The sequence below is a fragment of the Streptomyces sp. NPDC005303 genome, from assembly GCF_040607335.1.
In the GTDB taxonomy this organism is placed as follows: Bacteria; Actinomycetota; Actinomycetes; order Streptomycetales; family Streptomycetaceae; genus Streptomyces.
Genome location: NZ_JBEXGM010000002.1, coordinates 1 through 19,529, shown reverse-complemented (window position 1 = coordinate 19,529; position 19,529 = coordinate 1). Strand labels below are relative to the sequence as shown.

Below are 19,529 nucleotides of genomic sequence, written 5' to 3'. Positions count from 1 at the left end.
GCGGGAAGAACGCAAGGGGCTATAGCTCAGTTGGTAGAGCGCCTGCATGGCATGCAGGAGGTCAGGAGTTCAATTCTCCTTAGCTCCACAGATCGACACTCTGTTGAGTTGTCAAAGATCGATTGATGAGGATCCCGTCTCCTTCAGGAGGCGGGATTTTCTGTGTGCTCCCGCTCTGTGTGCTCTCGTTCCGTGTGCTCCCGCAGGCGGGCCGTTTTCTCCCGTGTCTCCTCGTCCTCCGGTGTGTAGACCACGATCCGGCACTCGGGCATCCCGTCGATCGACAGCGACTGGGAGGTCATCCGCAGTTCGCCCACGGCCCGGTGACGGAATGTCTTCACCCGCGGTCCCGGCGGGACCACCTCGCCGCTCGCCCACAGCTCGGCGAAGTACGGGCTGGCCGCCGACAGCCCGCGTATGAACTTCTCCCAGCCCGGTTCGCCCACATGTCTGCCGTACGTGGACCGCAGAGTCGCCACCATCACCGGCAGCTCGCGCTCCCGGTGCAGCAACGGGCAGGCCTCGTCGGACACCGTGAACAGCGTCCACAGCGCGTTCGCCACCCCGATGCCGACGATCTCCGGTATCAGGAACAGGTCGCGGTAGCCCGCATTCGTGGCCAGGATGTCGTAGCGCGAGTTGTAGACGACCGCCGGGAGCGGGGCGAGGGCGTCGATGATGCCCTGCACCTCCGGCCCCACCGAGTCGGTAGGCTCCTGCGGAACCGGGTCGAAGGGCACCTCGGCCAGTCGGTACAGATGCTCCCGCTCCGGCGGGTCGAGCCGCAGTGTGCGGGCCACGGCGTCCAGGACCTGCGCGGACGCGTTGATCGGCCGACCCTGCTCCAGCCATGTGTACCAGGTCACACCGACGCCGGAGAGCTGGGCGACCTCCTCGCGGCGCAGTCCCGGAGTGCGGCGCCTGAAGCCCGGCGGCATGCCCACGTCGGCCGGGGTCACCCGGGCCCGCCTGCTGCGCAGGAACGTGGCCAGCTCGGGCCGTCGTCGCTGTGTCGTCCTCATCGTCACGTCCCCCTCGTCACGACCATCCTCGGTGCCGCACCCGGCGCTTGCCAGGTGCCGGCAGTACCAGCATCGGCGGGCTCTCGGCACCCGTACCGGGATGTCCTCAGGCTCGACGGCATGACGACAACGCCCCGGACGGGACCGAATCCCGCGTCCGTTTCCCCACCTGCCAGAAGTGAAGCACCCGCCACTGACAACCGGCCCCGTCCGCTGCTCGCGCTCGTGCTCGCCGCCCAGTTCATGGCGCTGCTCGACGTGTTCATCGTGAACGTCGCGGCCCCCACGATCGGCACCGAACTGCACGCCTCGGGCGCCCAACTCCAGCTGGTTGTCGCCGGATACGCCATCACGTACTCGGTGCTGCTGATCACCGGCGCCCGGCTCGGTGAACGGTTCGGGCACGGCCGGGTCCACCTCGCCGGGCTCGCCCTGTTCACGGCGGCCTCGCTCGCCTGCGGTCTGGTACAGGGCGCCACCGAGCTGATCGTCTTCCGGCTGGTGCAGGGCGCCGGTTCGGCGGTGATGATCCCGCAGGTGCTCAGCCTGATCCAGCGCAACTTCACCGGTGAGGCCCGGATGAAGGCGCTCGGCGTGTACTCGGCGGTCATCGCGGTCGGCGCCGCCGCCGGGCAGGTCGTCGGGGGAGTCCTGGTCAGTGCCGACCTGTTCGGCACGAGCTGGCGGCCGGTCTTCCTCGTGAACGTGCCGGTGGGCCTCGTCCTGCTGGCCGTGGGCGCCCGGGTCCTGCTGCCCGGGGACGGCCCGACGCCCCGGGACCGGGCGCGCGGCCTCGACCTGCCAGGCCTGGTGCTGCTCGGTGTCGCCGTCTCGCTGTGCACGGTGCCGCTCGTGCTCGGGCAGGAGGAGGACTGGCCGCTGTGGTCCTGGCTGTCCATGGCCACCGCCGTGCTCCTGTTCGCCGTCTTCTGCGGCTACGAGTCCCGGCTCGCCGGGCGCGGCGGTGCCCCGCTGATCCCACCGGGCGTGCTGCGCCATCCCGGCATGGGGCTCGCCGTCTTCCGGATCATGGCGGTCATGGCCGTCAACGGCGGCTTCCTCTTCGCGCTCACCCTGCACGTCCAGGGCGGCCTCGGCTTCAGCCCGCTGCGGGCCGGGCTCTCCTTCGCGCCGACCGCGGTGGTCTTCGGCATCGTCGGACTGACCTGGCGCCACTGGCCCGCGTCCTGGCAACGGATGCTGACGCCCGCCGGGTTCCTGATCACCGCGCTGGGCGCGCTGGGCGTGGGTCTGGCGCTGAAGGACGGCGGCGAGGGCGGCGGCGCGCTGTACGCCGCGTACGGGGGCGTGGGTGTCGGGCTCGCCCTCGCGTTCAGCCCGACGCTCACCGGGGCCCTGGCCACCGTGCCGCCCCGGTACGCGGCGGACGCCAGCGGTCTGCTCGCCACGGTCACCCAGCTCGGCCAGTTGGTCGGCGTCGCGGGCTTCGGCACACTGTTCTTGAACCGACTTGAGTCACTCGGCCCCTCTGAGGCGTATACCTCTGCGGAGGCGCTCTGGACATGCATGTTCGCGCTGGCCGGGACCGCCGCGGTGGGCGCCGTGTCCGGACTGGTACTCAGGCGTCGCTGACCGTATTGGTCCGGCCGTGGCAGAATCAAACGGCCGGAAGGGGGCGCGGCCCGACGGGAGGGAGTAGTGATGCCTGCGAGCATCCTCGCGGAGGTCGGCCACCTCCGCGAAGCGGCGTCGACAAGGGACACGACGGTCCGCCTCATCTGCCCTTCCTGCGGTTCCGTCCACGTCGCCCAAGTTCTCGGCGACAACGGCGGGATCTCCTACGTGTGCACGGCCTGCGGCCACAGCTGGAGCTGATCGATGGGTGCACACAGGCGAAAATGCGACTGGTGCGGCAGCGGGACGCCGATCGTGCGGGACATGGAGCCGGTCAACCCCGACTACCAGTACTGGTGCGAGGAGTGCGCGCGGGCGCTGATCATAAAAGGCGACCCCATCGAGACGTACCGCGAACTGGAGGGCGAGCCGATCTACGGCCGTCTCCTCGAAGAACACTGCACGCTGAAGCGGTTCTACTCGTTCGTGACCGCTTGACGTCGTCCCCGCTGCCCGCAGGGAAACGATTTGGTGTTCCACCCGGTGGACCGTGTAATGTTGGCGTCGCCGCCAGGGAAACCGGGCGGAACGCAGCACGGGGCTATAGCTCAGTTGGTAGAGCACCTGCATGGCATGCAGGGGGTCAGGAGTTCAAATCTCCTTAGCTCCACAGAGATCCCGCCAGATCATTCGATCCGGCGGGATTGTTGCGTTTCCAAGGGGAGTTGTTCCGTATACGACGAAGGGGGCCACCCGATCCCGGGCGGCCCCCTTCGTGATGCCGGCTCAGCGACCCAGTGCACGCCTCCCGCGGCCCTGGGAGAGGACCGGCAGGTTGCGGGTGGGGCCCTTGTCGCGCGGGCTCTCCTCCTCCAGGCGCAGGGCGAGTGCGGGGCAGCGACGCACCGCGCGTAGAGCTTTCGCCTCGGCGTAGCGCGGTACCTGGGCCTGGGCGACGGTCGGGAAGCCGTCGGCGCCGAGTTCGAAGACCTCGGGGAGGATGTCGGCGCACAGGCCGTGGCCCCGGCAGAGCGTCCAGTCGACGTAGATCTTCTGACGGCTTGGACCGTTCTCCTCGGCCTCGCCGCCGCCCGCGATGCCCGTGGGCATCCTGCCGCCCTCGAAGAGCGGCAGCACGCCTTCCACGGGCCGCCCGCAGCCGTTGCCGAGGACATGGGCGGCCAGGTCGTCCGTGAACGCCTTGATGGTCGACTCCAGGAACATCGCGGAGCCGTCCGGGTGCGAGCACGCGCCGCGCCGCTTCACGTTCTTGGCGACCTGCTTGAGCGCTTCCAGAGCGGCCGGACCGCCGCCGTTGAGGATGTCCTCCATACCCCGCGCTGCGGCCGGCAGACCGAGGTAACAGGGGCCGCACTGGCCCGCGCTCTCCTCGGCCAGCCACTGCGCCACCCGCAGCGACTCGCCCAGCGGGCAGGTCTCCTGAGTGATCGGCAGAATCGCGCCGGCCCCGAGCGCCCCGCCCACGGCGTCCAGGGAGTTGCGGGAGACGATCGCCTCGTTGACCGTCGCCGCGTCGATCCACTTGCCGTGATAGCCGCCGGTCAGCACGCCCTGCGGGACCGGCGGGGCGCCGGCCAACTGCAGGACGTAGCGCAGCGGTACGCCGGTGGGCACCTCGATCACCATGGGGCGCGCGACGGCGCCGGAGACCGTGAGCAGGACGGTGCCCGGCTCGTCGTACAGCCCGGTGTTGCCGTAGCGCTCCGGACCGATGCGCGCGGCGATCGCCAACTGGGCGAAAGTCTCGGCGTTGGACAGGAGGGTGGGCGCGCCGCCGACGCCGTTCTGCGAGGCGCTGACCTTGCGGCCGGGCGGGATGGCCGGGCCGCCGTCGATGGAACGGATCAGCGAGGCCGCCGCTCCGGTGACCATACGGACGGGATTGCGCTGCACGCGTGCGCGTAGAGCCGATCTGCGGCCGTTGCTGAGACCGCGCTCGGCGAGGGCGGCCTCCATGGAGCGCTGGGTGGACTCCCGGGTGACCCCCACCACGAGCGTGCGGGCACCCAGGGCCTCGGCGGCCAGGAGGGCGCCGTCCAGGATGAGGTGCGGGGCACGGTTGATGAGCACCGTGTCCTTGCGGCAGGCGGGTTCGTCCTCACTGCCGTTGACGACGACGACCGGCCGGACACCGCGCTTGATCGCGGCTTCGGCGACCGAGCGCAGCTTCTTGTGGAAGGGGAAGCCGGCACCGCCGCGCCCCTTCAGGTTGATGGCTTCGGACAGCTTCGCGAGCTGTTCGCCGCCCATGGGTTCGAGCGGCCCATGCACCTTCAGGTGCATGGGCAGGTCAAGTCGTTCGACAAGGTCGAAGCCCGACGTGAGTTGGGGAAGACCGACCACGCGGACTTCTGGTACGTCGGGCAGGGCCTCGTTCACCTATAGCCTCCGGAAGGCGTGTTCCAAGGTTCGCCCGGACCCGGTGAGTCGAAGTCGTACGACTGACCGGGCGTTGGATCAGTGGCGGGACCGCTGTTGTACGTGTCGTTCGGGTTGTACGTGCCGTACATGGTGTTCGACTCACCGGTGTCGCGTACATCACCTGCGAGATAGCTGGCCGTGCCCGAATTACCGCCATAGGTCGGGATGTTGTACCCCGTGTCCTGGAGCGGGTCGTAGACGGAGGCGGGTGCCTCGCCGACCGGCGGCGGGGACGGGATCGGCCAGCTGCCGGAGGTGCTGCCGCTGTCCATGCGCGCGATGGGGTCGGTCGCGGCCTGCATGTCCATCGGCATGTCCATGCGCGCGGTCTGGCCGGTGTCGAAGGGCTGCTGCGCCCCTGGTGACATGGCGCGATAGGCGGCGGCGAACCCGCTGCCCGCGGGTTCCGGGGCCGGGGGAGCCTGGTAGGCGGGTATGGATCCGGTCTGCGTCAGGCCCTCGTAGCCGGGAAGGGCGGACTCCGAGCGCCGACCGGCGGACTCGGGTGCCCTGCGGCTCTCGCGGCCCGGGGCGGCGCTCTCCGCGGACCTCCTGGCCCGGCTGGCCTCCAGCTCCTCGCGGCCTGGGCGCTCCTCGGCACCGAGCAGCATGGCGACCCGGTCGGTGACCTTGCGCTTGAACGGGCGCGGTGCCGCGCGCAGGGCGAGGGCCGCTATGACGCCGAGGACGCAGAGCGCGTACATGTACGTGAAGATCGGGGCCTTCACCGCGCGTCCCGCGTACAGGCCGTGGACCAGGCCGGCGCACCAGGCCGGGTAGGCCAGCATGTGCATCGCCCGCCAGCGGGCGGCAACCGGGGCCGGGGACGCGAACCGGTTGCGCAGGGCGCCGGTGATGCCGACGAAGATCATGAGCTGGCCGGCCAGGGTGCCGAGGCCTATGAGGCCTCCGCTGCTGCTGAACCCGAGCCCGAACGGGATGAACGCGGCGATCCACGTCGTGTGGTCGAGGGTGAGTTTGATTCCGATGTGCAGGAGAAGGAACGCGATCGAGCCCACCGCGGTGATCCGGTGCACACCCTGGGCGACGATCCGCTGCCGGGTGTTGAGGATCAGTCGGTCCTGCGCGACCAGCCCCCAGATCACGGAGCAGGTGAGGAGGACAAGCGTCACCACGCCCGCCCCGAAGTTGAGGAAGTCCTGGAGCCAGACACCTCCGTACACCACGACCAGAGGGATGGCCAGCAGGAAGACGGCCGTCGCCACCCCGTAGGCCGACCGGCCCGTCCTGGGGAGCGTGTTGTTGCTACTACGAGGGTTCATGGGGGCAACTCCGAGCGGTTCGGGAAGGCGGTCCCGCTGCCGCACTCTAAGTGGCGCCATACCGATGGGTACGGCGTTTGAGTTATTGCGTTGTTATCAAACGGCCGTGGGGCTGTTGCGATGCCCCTTAGGAGCTGTTACGCGAAGTAATCATTGACCTTGGTTCAGTTCCTGTCGGATCGGACGGTGCGCTCGACTGCGGCGGCGAGTGCGGCACCCGGTGCCAAAGAGGCATACGTAAGCTCGTCGCGGCTTGCTCAACGGCTGCGGTACTCTGACGCCATGCGTGCCGTACGCCTTCTGCTTAGCGAGCCGCGCTGATCAGTCCCGACCACCGGTGAAGACGTGGTCGGAATCGGCGCGGCGTCCCCTCCTGTGCGAGGGGATTTTTCGTTTCCGGACGACACAGCCGCTGGCAGAGACGATCGATGGAGCTTTGAGGACCATGAGCGAGACGAACCCCGCTGCCCCCGCCGAGGTGGCCGCGCCGCACCGCTACACGGCCGCCGTCGCGGCCGAGATCGAGGCACGCTGGCAGGACATCTGGGACGCCGACGGCACCTACGCCGCCCCGAACCCCAAGGGTGACCTGGCCGGCGACCCGGAGCTGGTCGCCAAGCCCAAGAAGTTCATCATGGACATGTTCCCGTACCCCTCCGGTGCGGGTCTGCACGTCGGTCACCCGCTGGGCTACATCGCCACCGACGTCTTCGCCCGCTTCCAGCGGATGACCGGTCACAACGTCCTGCACACCCTGGGCTTCGACGCCTTCGGCCTGCCCGCCGAGCAGCACGCCGTGCAGACCGGCGAGCACCCGCGGATCACCACCGAGGCCGCGATCAACAACATGAAGTCCCAGCTGCGCCGGCTGGGCCTGGGCCACGACAAGCGCCGGTCGTTCGCCACGATCGACCCGGACTACTACAAGTGGACCCAGTGGATCTTCCTGCAGATCTTCAACTCCTGGTACGACGACCAGGCGAAGAAGGCCCGCCCCATCTCCGAGCTGGTCGCCGCGTTCGAGTCCGGTGAGCGCCCGGTTCCCGGCGGCCGCTCCTGGAACGCGCTGTCCGCCGCCGAGCGTGCCGACGTCCTGGGCGGGTACCGCCTGGCGTACGCCTCCGACGCGCCGGTCAACTGGTGCCCGGGCCTGGGCACCGTGCTGGCCAACGAGGAGGTCACCGCCGACGGCCGCTCCGAGCGCGGCAACTTCCCGGTCTTCAAGGCCAAGCTGCGCCAGTGGAACATGCGGATCACCGCGTACGCCGACCGTCTGCTGGACGACCTGAACGAACTGGACTGGCCCGAGGCCATCAAGCTGCAGCAGCGCAACTGGATCGGCCGTTCCGAGGGCGCCCGCGTCGACTTCCCGATCGACGGCGAGGCCATCACCGTCTTCACCACGCGCCAGGACACCCTGTTCGGCGCGACCTACATGGTGCTGGCCCCCGAACACCCGCTGGTCGAGAAGTTCACCCCGGTCGCCTGGCCCGAGGGCACCCACGACGTGTGGACCGGCGGTCACGCCACTCCCGCCGAGGCCGTCGCCGCCTACCGCGCTCAGGCCGCCTCCAAGTCGGACGTCGAGCGCCAGGCCGAGGCCAAGGACAAGACCGGCGTCTTCACCGGCGCGTTCGCGACCAACCCGGTCAACGGCGAGCAGATCCCCGTCTTCATCGCCGACTACGTCCTGATGGGCTACGGCACCGGCGCGATCATGGCCGTACCGGCGCACGACACCCGTGACTTCGCCTTCGCGCGCGCCTTCGAGCTGCCGATCCGCTGCGTGGTCGAGCCGAGCGACGGCCGGGGCACGGACGCCTCGACGTGGGACGACGCCTTCGCCTCGTACGACGCCAAGATCGTGAACTCGCACGGCGAGGACATCTCCCTGGACGGCCTGGGTGTCGCCGAGGCCAAGGCGCGCATCACCGAGTGGCTGCAGCAGAAGGGCATCGGCGAGGGCACCGTCAACTTCCGGCTGCGTGACTGGCTGTTCAGCCGTCAGCGCTACTGGGGCGAGCCTTTTCCGATCGTCTACGACGAGGACGGCATCGCCCACTCCCTGCCCGAGTCGATGCTGCCGCTGGAGCTGCCCGAGGTCGAGGACTACTCGCCGCGCACCTTCGACCCGGACGACGCGAACACCGAGCCCGAGACGCCCCTGTCCCGCAACGAGGACTGGGTCAATGTCACCCTGGACCTGGGCGACGGCCGGGGCCCCCGCCCGTACCGCCGCGAGACCAACACCATGCCCAACTGGGCCGGTTCCTGCTGGTACGAACTGCGCTACCTGGACCCGCACAACAGTGAGAAGCTGGTCGACCCCGAGATCGAGCAGTACTGGATGGGCCCGCGCGCGGGGCAGCCGCACGGCGGTGTCGACCTGTACGTGGGCGGCGCCGAGCACGCCGTGCTGCACCTGCTGTACGCGCGCTTCTGGTCCAAGGTTCTGTTCGACCTGGGGCACATCTCGTCGCCCGAGCCGTTCCACAAGCTGTTCAACCAGGGCATGATCCAGGCCTTCGTCTACCGGGACAGCCGTGGCTTCCCGGTGCCGGCTACGGAGATCGAGGAGCGCGACGGCCAGTTCTTCCACGCGGGTGAGCCCGTCAAGCGCGAGCTGGGCAAGATGGGCAAGTCCCTGAAGAACGCCGTCACTCCCGAGGCGATCTGCGAGGAGTACGGCGCCGACACCCTGCGCCTGTACGAGATGGCGATGGGCCCGCTGGACGTCTCGCGTCCCTGGGACACGCGCGCGGTGGTGGGCCAGTACCGCCTGCTGCAGCGGCTGTGGCGCAACATCGTCGACGAGGCCACCGGAGAGGTGACCGTCGTCGACGCCGAGCCCGACGAGGCCACACTGCGTGCCCTGCACAAGGCGATCGACGGGGTCCGCCAGGACCTGGAGGGCCTGCGCTTCAACACGGCCATCGCCAAGGTCACGGAGCTGAACAACCACCTGACCAAGGCGGGCGGCGCGGTCGCGCGTCCCGTCGCCGAGGCGCTGGTGCTGCTGATCACGCCGCTGGCCCCGCACATCGCCGAGGAGCTGTGGCGCAAGCTGGGCCACACCGACTCGGTCGTCCACCAGGACTTCCCGGTCGCCGACCCGCAGTACGTCGTGGACGAGACCGTGACCTGCGTGGTCCAGGTCAAGGGCAAGGTCAAGGCCCGCCTGGAGGTCTCGCCCGCCATCTCCGACGACGAGCTGGAGAAGGTCGCGCTGGCCGACGAGAAGGTCGTGGCGGCGCTGGACGGGGCGGGGATCCGCAAGGTGATCGTGCGGGCGCCGAAGCTGGTGAACATCGTTCCGGCGTAGTGCCTGTCCGGCGCCGTGCGCCGGGTTTCGTCTCGGGCCCCTAGGGGTTGCGTGCGGGCAGGTTCGGGGTTCCTCCGGAACTCCGGGCCTGCCTGTTGCGTTTACCGTTGAAGAGCGGCGCGGGCAGTGCCGTGCCGGTCGGAGGAGGAGCGTTGTGGAAGCAGTGATCGCGATCGTGGCCCTGCTTTTCGTGCTCTTCGTGGCGCTCGGCGCCTACGCCACGGTGAAGGTGGTCGGCGCCGCCAAACGCGGAGTGGACCGCACCATCACCCAGGCCCGGCGCACGGTCGAGGACCACACCCTGCGCGCCAAGTCCTTCGCCCAGCTCGGCCCGGCGGGCGAACTGGCCCAGCTGAGGCTGAAGCTGCGCACCTCGATGCGGGCCACCCAGGACGCGCTGCACGCGGGCGCGGCCGAGGACGAATCCCTCAAGGAGTCCCTTGGCCTCTTCCAGCGGCTCAGCGCGCACGGCCACGAGCTGGACGGCGAACTGAGGCGACTGGAGTCCGAGCCCGACCGGGCGACACTCGCCGAGCGCCTGCCGGGCCTGCGGGAGCGCACCGAGCGCATCACACAGTCGGCGGACTCCCTGCGCTGGGCGGCACGCGACCGCGCCCGCCGCTTCGCCGACGACGACCTGGACACACTGAGCGCGCAGATCGACGTCGAGTCGGGCGCCCTGCGGCACTGGACGAAGACCGAGTCCACCGTGACACCGCCCCCGTGGCCCGAGGCTCCCGCCGCCGACGCCAGTCCCGAGCAGCAGACCTGGCCCGAGACGCCCCGCTCCCGCACCGCCGAGGAACCGACGCGGCCCGCGATCACCCCTCCGGGCCCTCGCCCCACCTATCCCTGGCAGAAGAAACCCCGTCCCGAGAGCACCACTTGATCCGGACACGGCAGCCCCGGGTGACAGGGGCCGGGCTGCCAGCCGGACGCTACGGCAGGTAACCTCCAGCTCATGTCCCGCCATGTCGCGATCGTCACGGATTCAACGGCCTACCTGCCGCAGGGGACGATGGAGCGGCACGGCATCACAGCGGTACCCCTGACCGTGGTCCTCGGCGACCGCGCGCTGGAAGAGGGCACTGAGATCACGGCCCGGTCGCTGGCCCAGGCGCTCCAGAAGCGACGCTCCGTCACCACCTCGCGACCCAGTCCCCAGGCCTTCGCCGAGCACTACCGCAAGGTCGCCGAGACAGGCGCGACCGGCATCGTGTCGTTGCATCTGTCCGCCGAGCTCTCGGGCACCTACGACGCGGCGGTCATGGCGGCGCGTGAGTCGCCGGTGCCGGTGCGCGTGGTCGACACCGGGATGATCGCCATGGCCCTCGGGTTCTGCGCGCTCGCCGCCGCCGAGGCCGCGGAGACGGGCGGCACGGTGGACGAGGCCGTCACAGCCGCGGAGAAGCGGGCCGCGGGCACGTCCGCCTACTTCTACGTCGACACCCTCGACTATCTGCGCCGCGGCGGCCGGATCGGGGCCGCGCAGGCCCTCCTCGGTTCCGCGCTCGCCGTCAAGCCCCTGCTGAAACTCGTGGACGGGCGGATCGAGCCCCTGGAGAAGGTGCGCACGGCGTCCAAGGCCATCGCCCGCCTCGAGGAGATCGCCGCGGACCGGGCCGGCAGCGCGCCGGTCGACATCGCGGTCCACCATCTCTCAGCCCCCGACCGGGCAGCGGCCCTCGCTGACCGTCTGCGGGCGCGGGTGACCGGACTTGCCGACCTGCACGTGAGCGAGGTCGGGGCGGTGATCGGGGCGCACACGGGCCCAGGGCTGTTGGGGGTCGTGGTCTCGCCGCGGTGACCGGGGCACGAGGTCGCAGGTGGGCTGGGTTTGTGGGTTCGTCACTCGTCCGGGTGGCGGGGTTTTCCACAACCGGTGGGTAATCCCCGGAAATTGACCAAGATCATCGCGAGAGTGCGGCTGTGTCCGATCCTCGGCGCATGGCACTTCGATCACGCTCACGTACAGCGACGGCAACCAGCGGGCCGGGCCGCGGCCCCCATTCCGACGGACGCTCACGACACCGCCGACCGCACGCCGGCCGGGGGCGGGCCGGCCATCGGCATGCCGCGTCCGCGGACGAACTCCAACGGCGGGCGGAGGTGCTCTTCGCCGAACGGGCCGGGGAGCGGCGGGACTCGGGGAAAGGGCCGCCGCCGGGCCGCTCCGGCGTGGACGACGAGGCGGCGGCGGCCGGTCCGGAGCGCCTGGAGGCGGAAGGGCACGCCGATGTCGCCGACGACGTCGGTTCGGCCGCTGACGCGGCTGAGTTCGTGGAGAGGGCGCGTTGGGGGGAGGGCGCTGCCGACGAGCGCCGACTAGATGGTGGTTCTGGTGAGGGGGCTCGGTGGGACGGTAGGGGCGGTGGGGTTGCGGAGAGGGTCCGGCCTGGTGGTGGGTTTGTCGCCGGGGCTCGGCCTGATCCTGGTTCGGCGGAGGGGGCCGGGCTCGGGCGCGGCTCTGTGGAGGGGGCCGGGCTGGGTGGTGGTGCTGCGGAAGGGGATCGGCGGGGCGGTGGAGTGGCGGAGGGGGCCGGGCTTGGGCGCGGTTCTGTGGGGCGGGCCTGGCGGAGCGGCTGGGCTGCGGAAGTGGATGGGCGGGGCCCTGGGGCTGCGGAAGTGGATGGGCGGGGCCCTGGTGCTGCGGAAGAGGCGGCCCGGCTTGATCGCCAATCTGTAGCGGGGAGTCGGCCGGACGACGTTTCTCCGCAGGGGAAGTGGCGAGACGCCGACAGCGGGCATGGCGTCGGGCGAGATGCCGATTCTGGGAGCGGGGACTGGCGGGAGCGGGCCGGGTTGGCTCTGCGGGAGCGGATGCCTGTGTGGTGGCAGACACGGTGCGGGCTGGAGCGACGGAACGTGGTCGCGCTCTCGGTACTGCTCGTCGTGGCCGCGGTGTTGGCCCTGCAGCACTTCTGGATCGGCCGGACTCAGTCCGTCCAGGCCCCCGAAGTGGTGCGCGCGGCGGCTCCGTTCAGGGAGAGCGGCGCGGGTGAGCGGCGAGGGGTCCCGCCCGATCCGGTTGTCTCGGGCGGGGTCCCTGGTACGACGGGACCGGCCGGGGCCGAGATCGTCGTGGACGTCAGTGGAAAGGTCCGTGAGCCCGGGATCCAGCGGCTGCCGGCCGGTTCCAGGGTCGCCGATGCCTTGAAGGCGGCCGGTGGTGTGCGACCGGGGACGAACACCGACATGCTCAACCGCGCACGGTTCCTCGTGGACGGCGAGCAGGTGGTGGTCGGCGGCTCGGCCGCTCCCGCCCCCGTGCCGGGCCTGGGCGGTCCCGTCACCGGCGGTTCGGCCGGTACGACGGCGGCCCCCGTCTCCTTGAACACGGCCACCGTGGACCAGCTCGACACCCTGCCCGGCGTCGGCCCCGTGCTCGCCCAGCACATCGTCGACTACCGCACCCAGCACGGCGGTTTCCGCTCGGTGAACGAGCTGCGTGAGGTCAACGGCATCGGCGACCGCCGCTTCGCCGATCTGCGGAATCTCGTACGGCCATGAGGCACGGCTCGAAGGCGCGGCGCAGGCATGAGGACGAGGCGCGGGCACGGGCCGATGTGCACGCCGCCTCGGAAAAGCGGCTCGGGGATGCGCACCCGCGCCAGGAAGGGCCTACGGATCTGCGGCTGGTACCGGCGGCACTGGCGGCCTGGGGCGCCGCCGCTGTGACCCTGGACGCGTCGTCGGCGTGGGTCACGGGGTGGGTGGTCGGTTGCCTGGTCCTCGCCTGCGGGTTGCTGTCGGGACGCCGGCGGGCAGTGCGGGGCCTCGGCGGAGATGGCCGGGTACCGGTCGCCGCTGTGCTGCTCTGTGTCGCGGCGGCCGCCGTGTCCGCCGGGCTGCACGGGGCCGATCTGCGGCGGGGACCGGTGCCCGCGCTGGCCCGCCAGTACGCCACCGTGACCGCCGAGGTCCAGGTGACCTCCGACCCCCGGCTGACCCGGCCCCGGATCACGGGGGACCACGCGGCCCCGACCGCCGTCGTCATCGGCGCCGATGTCCGGTGGGTGGAGACGGAGGACGGGAAGGTGGTGGCGACGCGGGCGCCGGTGCTGTTGATCGTCGACGCGCGTGTGGAGGTCGGGCCGTGGGCACAGACGGGGGTCCTTGGCCGCCCTGGGAGCGGTGGGGCGACGTCAGGGCCGATGCCTGCGGTGGAAGGTCCCGCTCGATCGCCCTGGCTCGGGTTGCTGCCGTCCACGCGGGTGCGGGTCACCGCGCGTGCCGCGCCGCCTTCGGTCGGGGGCGGCCGAGTCGCGGCCGTCCTGCGGGTACGGGACCGGGGAGGACCCGAGGTCGTGGGGGAGGCGTCGGAGACACAGCGGTTCGCGGGGCGGTTGCGGGCAGGGCTGCGGGAGGCCACCGACGGGTTGCCGACGGATGCCCGGGCCCTGCTGCCGGGGCTGGTCGTCGGGGACACCGCGCGGATCACACCCGAGTTGGACGAGGCGTTCAAGGAGACCGACCTCGCGCACACGCTCGCCGTCTCCGGCAGCAACCTCACGATCCTGCTCGCCTTGCTCATCGGACCGCCCGGCCTGGCCCAACTCGTCGAGCGACGTGGACTGGCGCCCCGCCTCGGGGTGTCACTGCGGGTGACTGCGCTGCTCGGCGGTGGGCTCACGCTGGGATTCGTCGTGGTCTGCCGACCGGACCCGAGCGTGCTGCGGGCCGCGGCCTGCGGGGCCGTCGCACTGCTCGCCCTCGCGACCGGACGCCGCAGATCACTGATCCCGGCGCTGGCGACAGCCGTACTGCTGCTGGTGTTGTACGACCCGTGGCTGGCCCGCAGTTACGGTTTCCTGCTCTCCGTCCTGGCCACCGGCGCCCTGCTCACGCTCGCGCCGCGCTGGAGCCTGGCGTTGCGCCGACGCCGGGTACCGCCGCGGCTGGCGGAGGCGTTGGCTGCCGCGGCCGCCGCGCAGGCCGTGTGCGCGCCGGTGGTCGCCGTGTTGTCGGCGCGGGTGAGTCTGGTGGCGGTGCCGTGCAACCTGCTCGTGGAGTTCGCGGTCGCCCCGGCCACGGTGCTGGGCTTCGGGGCGCTGGCGATGGCGCCCGTGGCGATGCCGGTTGCCAAGGCGCTGGCCTGGTGTGCGAGTTGGCCCGCCGGGTGGATCGCCGATGTCGCCCGGACCGGGGCGTCGCTGCCGGGTGGGGGAGTGGACTGGCCGGGCAGCTGGACGGGGGCGGGGCTGCTCGCTCTCGTCACCGTCCTCCTTCTGCTCGTCGGGCGGCGGTTGCTCAAGCACCCCTGGTGGTGTGCCGTCTGCGCGATGGTGTTCGTGCTCGCGGTCGTGCAGCCGCCACCGCTGACCCGGGTGATCACAGGCTGGCCGCCGCCGGGCTGGCGGCTGGCGATGTGCGATGTGGGCCAGGGCGACGCGATCGTGCTGGCGGCGGGTGCGGGGACGGGCGTGGTCGTGGACGCCGGACCCGACCCGGATCTGGTCGACGGCTGCCTGCGCACGCTCGGCATCACCAAGGTGCCGCTCGTGGTGCTGACCCACTTCCACGCCGACCACGTGGCGGGGCTGGCCGGGGTGCTGCGCGGGCGGTCGGTGGGGGCGATCGAGACGACGGGGCTGGAGGAACCGGTGGACCAGGCCGAGTCCGTACGGCGGGAGGCGGCGGCCCGGCGCATTCCGGTGACGCGTGCCGTGGCCGGGGAGGAACGGCGTACGGGGACCTTGGCCTGGGAGGTGCTGTGGCCGCAGGCGGATCCGGCGGCGGTCGCGGCGGACGGGCCCAACGACGCCAGCGTCACGATGCTCGTCCGGTCGGCCGGGCTGCGCTTCCTCCTGCTCGGGGACCTCGAACCCCCGGCCCAGCAGGAGCTGTTGAGATCACCCGCGGCTGCGCGGCTGGCCGGGGTGGACGTCCTCAAGGTCGCTCACCATGGTTCGGCCTATCAGGACCCCGAGCTGATACACCGGGTCGCGCCGCGGCTCGCGCTCATCTCCGTCGGTGCCGACAACACCTACGGCCACCCGGCTCCCGGTACGGTCGCCGCGCTGCGGGCCGGGGGCGCGGTGGTGCTGCGGACGGACCGGGACGGGGCGCTGGCGGTCGCCGGGACGGGTGGTGGAACCGGTGGGGGTGGCGCGGACGGCGGTAGCGGTGGTGGCGCGGGCCGTGGGGAGCTGTGGGTGGCGCGAGACTGGAGGCATGAATCCCACACAGGTTGACGCATATCTCCGCCGCCTGGGAGTCCAGCACCCGGCGTGGCCCACCGTGGAGGTCCTGCGCGAGCTGCATCTGCGCCATCTGCAGACCGTTCCGTTCGAGAACCTGTCGGTCCACCTCGGCGAGGAGATCGTGCTGGAGGAGGAGCGGCTGGTGGAGAAGGTGGTGGGTGCCCGTAGGGGAGGGTTCTGTTACGAACTGAACGGGGCGTTCGGGGCGTTGCTGACCGCGCTCGGCTTCGACGTCACGCTGCTCGCGGGCCGGGTGTACGGGGACGAGGGGCGGCTCGGAATCCCGTACGACCATCTCGCGCTGCGGGTGCGGACGGTGGACGGGGGCGAATGGCTGGCCGATGTCGGGTTCGGGGCGCACAGCCACTACCCGCTGGCGTTCGGGGCGCGGGGTGAGCAGGGGGACCCCGGGGGCACCTTCCGGATCGTCGAGGCGGGGCCCGACGCGGCGGGGGTGCGGGGTGGGGACGGTGCGGTGAAGCAGGGAGGGGGTGAGGCGGCGGATCTGGATGTCGTCCTGGGCGGCCGGAGCCAGTACCGGCTGGAGGTGCGACCCCGGGTTCTGGGTGACTTCGCGGCCGGGGCCTGGTGGCACAGCACCTCGCCGGCCTCGCACTTCACCCGGTCCCTGGTGTGTTCGAGGGTGACGGAGGCCGGCGGGCGGATCACGCTCAGCGGGCGGGTCTTCAAGGCGACGGCTGCCGACGGGGCGCGGGAGGAACAGGAGTTGGAGACGGACGAGGAGGTGCTGGGGGTGTACCGGGAGAGGTTCGGTATCGAGCTCGACAGGGTGCCGACGGTGCGAAATCGCGACCGTCAGGGGTGATCCGGAAAATGGTGCCGTGAGCGATGTGAGACATGTGCTGGTACTGCCTGATCGGGATGCTGCGGAGGAGGTCGTGGAGGCGCTTTCGGAGCGGTTCGGGGTGGATGAGGAGCCGCGGGTCGTTCGGGACGCGTTGGCAGGGGAAGACGATGCGGAGGACGCGCAGTGGCTGGTGGTGCTGCGGGATGCGGGGGGACGGTTGGATCCCGGGGAGCTGGAGGAGTTCGTGGGGGAGTGGGACGGGTGGCGGGAGGAGCCGTGATGCTGTGGCTCGGGGGGCTTGAGGTGGAGTGAGGGCCGCCCGGCTTTCGATCCCCCGGCTGCTGCTGACCGTTGCCGCGACCGTCGCGCAGATGCGCAGGTGGGGAGAGGGGCGTTCGGCGCTGCTGCGTGGGCAGCACTGCCGGGATGGCCTGTTCGTCCCCGCCTCAGGGCGCGGGAACTGCGTGAGAAGCCTCGCCGGCGCCCGCGGACACGAGGCTGTCAGTGCCCCGTGCCATGCTGTACGCGATGGCCAAGAAGACTGCTCATGACGACCTCCTCGCCCCAGTGACCCTTGCTGTGGGGCAGGAGGAGCTGCTGCTCGACCGGGCTGTGCAGGAGGTGGTCGCTGCTGCTCGGGCCGCTGACGCGGATACGGATGTGCGGGATCTGGCTCCGGAGCAGTTGCAGCCGGGGACCCTCGCCGAGTTGACCAGTCCGTCGTTGTTCGCGGAGCGCAAGGTCGTGGTCGTGCGCAATGCGCAGGATCTGTCCGCCGACACCGTCAAGGACGTCAAGGCGTATCTCGGGGCGCCCGCCGAGGAGATCACCCTTGTACTGCTGCACGCCGGGGGAGCGAAGGGCAAGGCGCTGCTCGACGCCGCGCGGAAGGCCGGGGCGCGCGAGGTCGCCTGCCCGAAGATGACCAAGCCGGCCGACCGGCTGGCCTTCGTGCGGCAGGAGTTCCGGGGGACCGGGCGGTCCGCCACGCCCGAGGCGTGTCAGGCGTTGGTCGATGCGATCGGGAGCGATCTGCGGGAGCTGGCGTCCGCCGTGTCCCAGCTGGTCGCCGATGTCGAGGGGACGATCGACGAGGCCGTCGTCGGGCGGTACTACACCGGGCGGGCCGAGGCTTCCAGTTTCACCGTCGCCGACAGGGCCGTTGAGGGGCGGGCAGCGGAGGCGTTGGAGGCGTTGCGGTGGTCGTTGGCGACGGGGGTCGCGCCGGTCATGATCACCAGTGCGCTGGCGCAGGGCGTGCGGGCGATCGGGAAGCTGTCGTCGGCTCGGGGCGGGCGGCCCGCTGATCTCGCGCGTGAGCTGGGGATGCCGCCGTGGAAGATCGATCGGGTGCGGCAGCAGATGCGGGGGTGGACGCCGGACGGTGTCGCTGTCGCGCTGCGGGCTGTGGCTGAGGCGGACGCCGGGGTGAAGGGCGGAGGGGACGACCCCGAGTACGCCCTGGAGAAGGCCGTGGTGGCGATCGCTCGGGCGGCCCGGTCCCGGGGGCGCGGCTAGCCGGGCGGCGTTCGGGCGCCGGTGCGGGGGAGGGCCTGGCGGGGCCTCGCTGGTCCGGGCCGGGCTACTGGGCTTCCCCCGGCCCCGGTGGGGTGTGCTTGGCCGGGGCTGTCTCGCCGTCGAAGGCGGGCCTCATTGCCGTAACTGGCCCGCGGTGTTCCTTTTGGCAGTGCCCCCACGCGCGGGGGCCGCACATCGACGCGGCCTCGCGCCTCTACGGACGTCGTCCCGCGCCTCGTCGGATACGCCGCGTTGCACATGCGCCTCTTCGGACGCCGACCGGCCCCGCGCCACGGCATGACTTCTCCCCGGCATGACTCCTCGCCGCGTCACGGTATGCCCCCTCCCCGTGAATCGGCCCCGCCCCTGCCCCCGCGGACACCGCCCCCGACCAACTCAGCCCACCCCGGCTCAACCCCCTCCTCAACGTGCTCCCCCCACCCCCCAGGAGGAGAATCGGAGGGGTCAGCCGAACATCGCCGGACAATGGAGAGGTGGCGGTCGTCATGGCTGAGCATCCGCACGCAGCGCTCGTTCGTAAGGGGTTCGAGGCGTTCACGCGCGGGGACATGGACACCCTGCGGGAACTGATCGCGAAGGATGCCACGCATCACGTGCCCGGTAGTCATCCCCTCTCGGGGGACTTCAAGGGGCAGGACGCGATCATCGACATGTATCAGAGGCTGGGGGAGGCCACCGGCGGGTCGATGCGGCTGGAGATGCTCGGGATCGCCGTGGACGGGCGTGGACACGCCGTCGGGATGTGCCGGGTCACGGCCGAGCGGAAGGGGCGGCGCCTGGACGACACCGGATGCATCGTCTTCCGGATCGTCGGGGACAAGGTCACCGATCTCGACGAGTGCGTCGAGGACATCGACAAGAGCAATGAGTTCTGGGCGGACTGAAACCCACCGGTTCCTGGACCCACCAGCTACTGGCCTCCGGCTCCTGAACCCACCCGCTGTGGGACCCGCCGGCTCGTGAGCTGTCGGCTCGTGGACCCGGTCGCTGTGGGACCCGCCGGCTCGTGAGCTGTCGGCTCGTGGACCCGGTCGCTGTGGGACCCACCGGCTCGTGAGCCGTCGGCTCCTGGACCCGGTCGCTGTCGGACCCACCCGCTGCCGGACCCACCGGCCCCTGAACCGCCGGCCCGTGGACCCCCCAGCTCAGATACCCACCGGTCCTTGAACCCCGGCTCAAGGACCCACCCACCCCTGCCCCACCGCCGGCCCCCGGCCCCACCTGCCCCACCGCCGGCCCCCGGCCCCACCTGCCCCACCGCCGGCTCCGGGCCCCCACCCCCGCCCCCCGGACCCCACCCTCACCCTCACAACGAAGACCCCGGCCCCCGCCCTC

The 19,529-nt window shown here is 71.2% G+C and carries 15 protein-coding genes and 2 tRNA genes; 14 read left to right on the top strand and 3 right to left on the bottom strand.

All coding sequences use genetic code 11. From position 1 onward, the window contains the following. Positions 1-15: 15 nt before the first annotated feature. Positions 16-88: transfer RNA gene (locus tag ABZT93_RS04000), tRNA-Ala, on the top strand. A 55-nt stretch (positions 89-143) separates the two neighbouring features. Here the strand turns inward: ABZT93_RS04000 and ABZT93_RS03995 are convergent. Then, the gene (locus tag ABZT93_RS03995) at positions 144-1,022 is read right to left on the bottom strand and encodes a helix-turn-helix transcriptional regulator (protein ID WP_356098545.1); all 879 of its coding nucleotides are present in this window, start codon (positions 1,020-1,022) and stop codon (positions 144-146) included. A gap of 225 nt (positions 1,023-1,247) precedes the next feature. On the opposite strand from ABZT93_RS03995, the gene ABZT93_RS03990 reads away from it, so the two are divergent. The 4 genes from ABZT93_RS03990 to ABZT93_RS03975 all read left to right on the top strand — a co-directional run bounded on the left by ABZT93_RS03990 (position 1,248) and on the right by ABZT93_RS03975 (position 3,267). Next, on the top strand, positions 1,248-2,615 hold the full coding sequence (locus tag ABZT93_RS03990) for an MFS transporter (protein WP_356099759.1): 1,368 nt from the start codon (positions 1,248-1,250) through the stop codon (positions 2,613-2,615). A 69-nt stretch (positions 2,616-2,684) separates the two neighbouring features. Beyond that, positions 2,685-2,858 carry a hypothetical protein gene (locus ABZT93_RS03985; RefSeq protein ID WP_107064274.1) on the top strand — a complete coding sequence of 58 codons (174 nt, stop codon included), beginning with the start codon at positions 2,685-2,687 and terminating at the stop codon, positions 2,856-2,858. A gap of 3 nt (positions 2,859-2,861) precedes the next feature. Next, positions 2,862-3,095 (top strand): hypothetical protein, encoded by a 234-nt coding sequence (locus tag ABZT93_RS03980; protein ID WP_003976229.1) that lies wholly within the window; start codon positions 2,862-2,864, stop codon positions 3,093-3,095. A gap of 99 nt (positions 3,096-3,194) precedes the next feature. Then, a tRNA-Ala gene (locus tag ABZT93_RS03975) sits at positions 3,195-3,267 on the top strand. 116 nt (positions 3,268-3,383) lie between these two features. On the opposite strand, the gene ABZT93_RS03970 is transcribed toward ABZT93_RS03975, so the two are convergent. Continuing rightward, positions 3,384-4,997, bottom strand: a complete 1,614-nt coding sequence (locus tag ABZT93_RS03970; protein WP_356098540.1) for an NADH-ubiquinone oxidoreductase-F iron-sulfur binding region domain-containing protein — start codon at positions 4,995-4,997, stop codon at positions 3,384-3,386. Beyond that, complete coding sequence (locus ABZT93_RS03965) at positions 4,994-6,322, bottom strand: cytochrome b/b6 domain-containing protein (RefSeq protein ID WP_356098537.1); 1,329 nt, start codon at positions 6,320-6,322, stop codon at positions 4,994-4,996. The genes ABZT93_RS03970 and ABZT93_RS03965 overlap by 4 nt, the downstream gene beginning before the upstream one ends. Positions 6,323-6,767: 445 nt before the next feature. Here ABZT93_RS03965 and leuS point away from each other — a divergent pair, with 445 nt between their 5' ends. The 9 genes from leuS (at position 6,768) to ABZT93_RS03920 (ending at position 19,078) form a co-directional block, all read left to right on the top strand. Continuing rightward, a complete protein-coding gene (leuS, locus tag ABZT93_RS03960; protein WP_356098534.1) occupies positions 6,768-9,644 on the top strand; it encodes a leucine--tRNA ligase in 2,877 nt (958 codons plus the stop codon). 154 nt (positions 9,645-9,798) lie between these two features. Next, positions 9,799-10,533, top strand: coding sequence for a hypothetical protein (locus ABZT93_RS03955; RefSeq protein ID WP_356098531.1), 735 nt, complete (start codon positions 9,799-9,801; stop codon positions 10,531-10,533). 72 nt (positions 10,534-10,605) lie between these two features. Further along, the gene (locus ABZT93_RS03950; protein ID WP_356098528.1) at positions 10,606-11,451 is read left to right on the top strand and encodes a DegV family protein; all 846 of its coding nucleotides are present in this window, start codon (positions 10,606-10,608) and stop codon (positions 11,449-11,451) included. A 473-nt stretch (positions 11,452-11,924) separates the two neighbouring features. Continuing rightward, positions 11,925-13,154 (top strand): ComEA family DNA-binding protein, encoded by a 1,230-nt coding sequence (locus ABZT93_RS03945; RefSeq protein ID WP_356099756.1) that lies wholly within the window; start codon positions 11,925-11,927, stop codon positions 13,152-13,154. Continuing rightward, a complete protein-coding gene (locus tag ABZT93_RS03940) occupies positions 13,151-15,838 on the top strand; it encodes a ComEC/Rec2 family competence protein (protein WP_356098525.1) in 2,688 nt (895 codons plus the stop codon). Before ABZT93_RS03945 ends, ABZT93_RS03940 begins: the two co-directional genes overlap by 4 nt. Further along, positions 15,819-16,673, top strand: a complete 855-nt coding sequence (locus ABZT93_RS03935; protein ID WP_356098522.1) for an arylamine N-acetyltransferase — start codon at positions 15,819-15,821, stop codon at positions 16,671-16,673. Before ABZT93_RS03940 ends, ABZT93_RS03935 begins: the two co-directional genes overlap by 20 nt. A 16-nt stretch (positions 16,674-16,689) precedes the next feature. Then, the gene (locus ABZT93_RS03930) at positions 16,690-16,935 is read left to right on the top strand and encodes a hypothetical protein (protein ID WP_356098519.1); all 246 of its coding nucleotides are present in this window, start codon (positions 16,690-16,692) and stop codon (positions 16,933-16,935) included. A 248-nt stretch (positions 16,936-17,183) separates the two neighbouring features. Continuing rightward, entirely contained in the window at positions 17,184-18,173 is a 990-nt protein-coding gene (gene holA / locus ABZT93_RS03925) for a DNA polymerase III subunit delta (RefSeq protein WP_356098516.1), read from the top strand. A gap of 506 nt (positions 18,174-18,679) precedes the next feature. Next, positions 18,680-19,078, top strand: coding sequence for a nuclear transport factor 2 family protein (locus ABZT93_RS03920; protein WP_141204916.1), 399 nt, complete (start codon positions 18,680-18,682; stop codon positions 19,076-19,078). Positions 19,079-19,529: the final 451 nt, after the last annotated feature.

Bases quoted from the DNA above. Each gene is read 5' to 3' on its own strand.
- ABZT93_RS03995 (WP_356098545.1), bottom strand. From the start codon at position 1,022: ATGAGGACGACACAGCGACGACGGCCCGAGCTGGCCACGTTCCTGCGC.
- ABZT93_RS03985 (WP_107064274.1), top strand. From the start codon at position 2,685: ATGCCTGCGAGCATCCTCGCGGAGGTCGGCCACCTCCGCGAAGCGGCG.
- ABZT93_RS03980 (WP_003976229.1), top strand. From the start codon at position 2,862: ATGGGTGCACACAGGCGAAAATGCGACTGGTGCGGCAGCGGGACGCCG.
- ABZT93_RS03965 (WP_356098537.1), bottom strand. From the start codon at position 6,322: ATGAACCCTCGTAGTAGCAACAACACGCTCCCCAGGACGGGCCGGTCG.
- leuS (WP_356098534.1), top strand. From the start codon at position 6,768: ATGAGCGAGACGAACCCCGCTGCCCCCGCCGAGGTGGCCGCGCCGCAC.
- ABZT93_RS03950 (WP_356098528.1), top strand. From the start codon at position 10,606: ATGTCCCGCCATGTCGCGATCGTCACGGATTCAACGGCCTACCTGCCG.
- ABZT93_RS03940 (WP_356098525.1), top strand. From the start codon at position 13,151: ATGAGGCACGGCTCGAAGGCGCGGCGCAGGCATGAGGACGAGGCGCGG.
- ABZT93_RS03935 (WP_356098522.1), top strand. From the start codon at position 15,819: ATGAATCCCACACAGGTTGACGCATATCTCCGCCGCCTGGGAGTCCAG.
- holA (WP_356098516.1), top strand. From the start codon at position 17,184: ATGGCCAAGAAGACTGCTCATGACGACCTCCTCGCCCCAGTGACCCTT.
- ABZT93_RS03920 (WP_141204916.1), top strand. From the start codon at position 18,680: ATGGCTGAGCATCCGCACGCAGCGCTCGTTCGTAAGGGGTTCGAGGCG.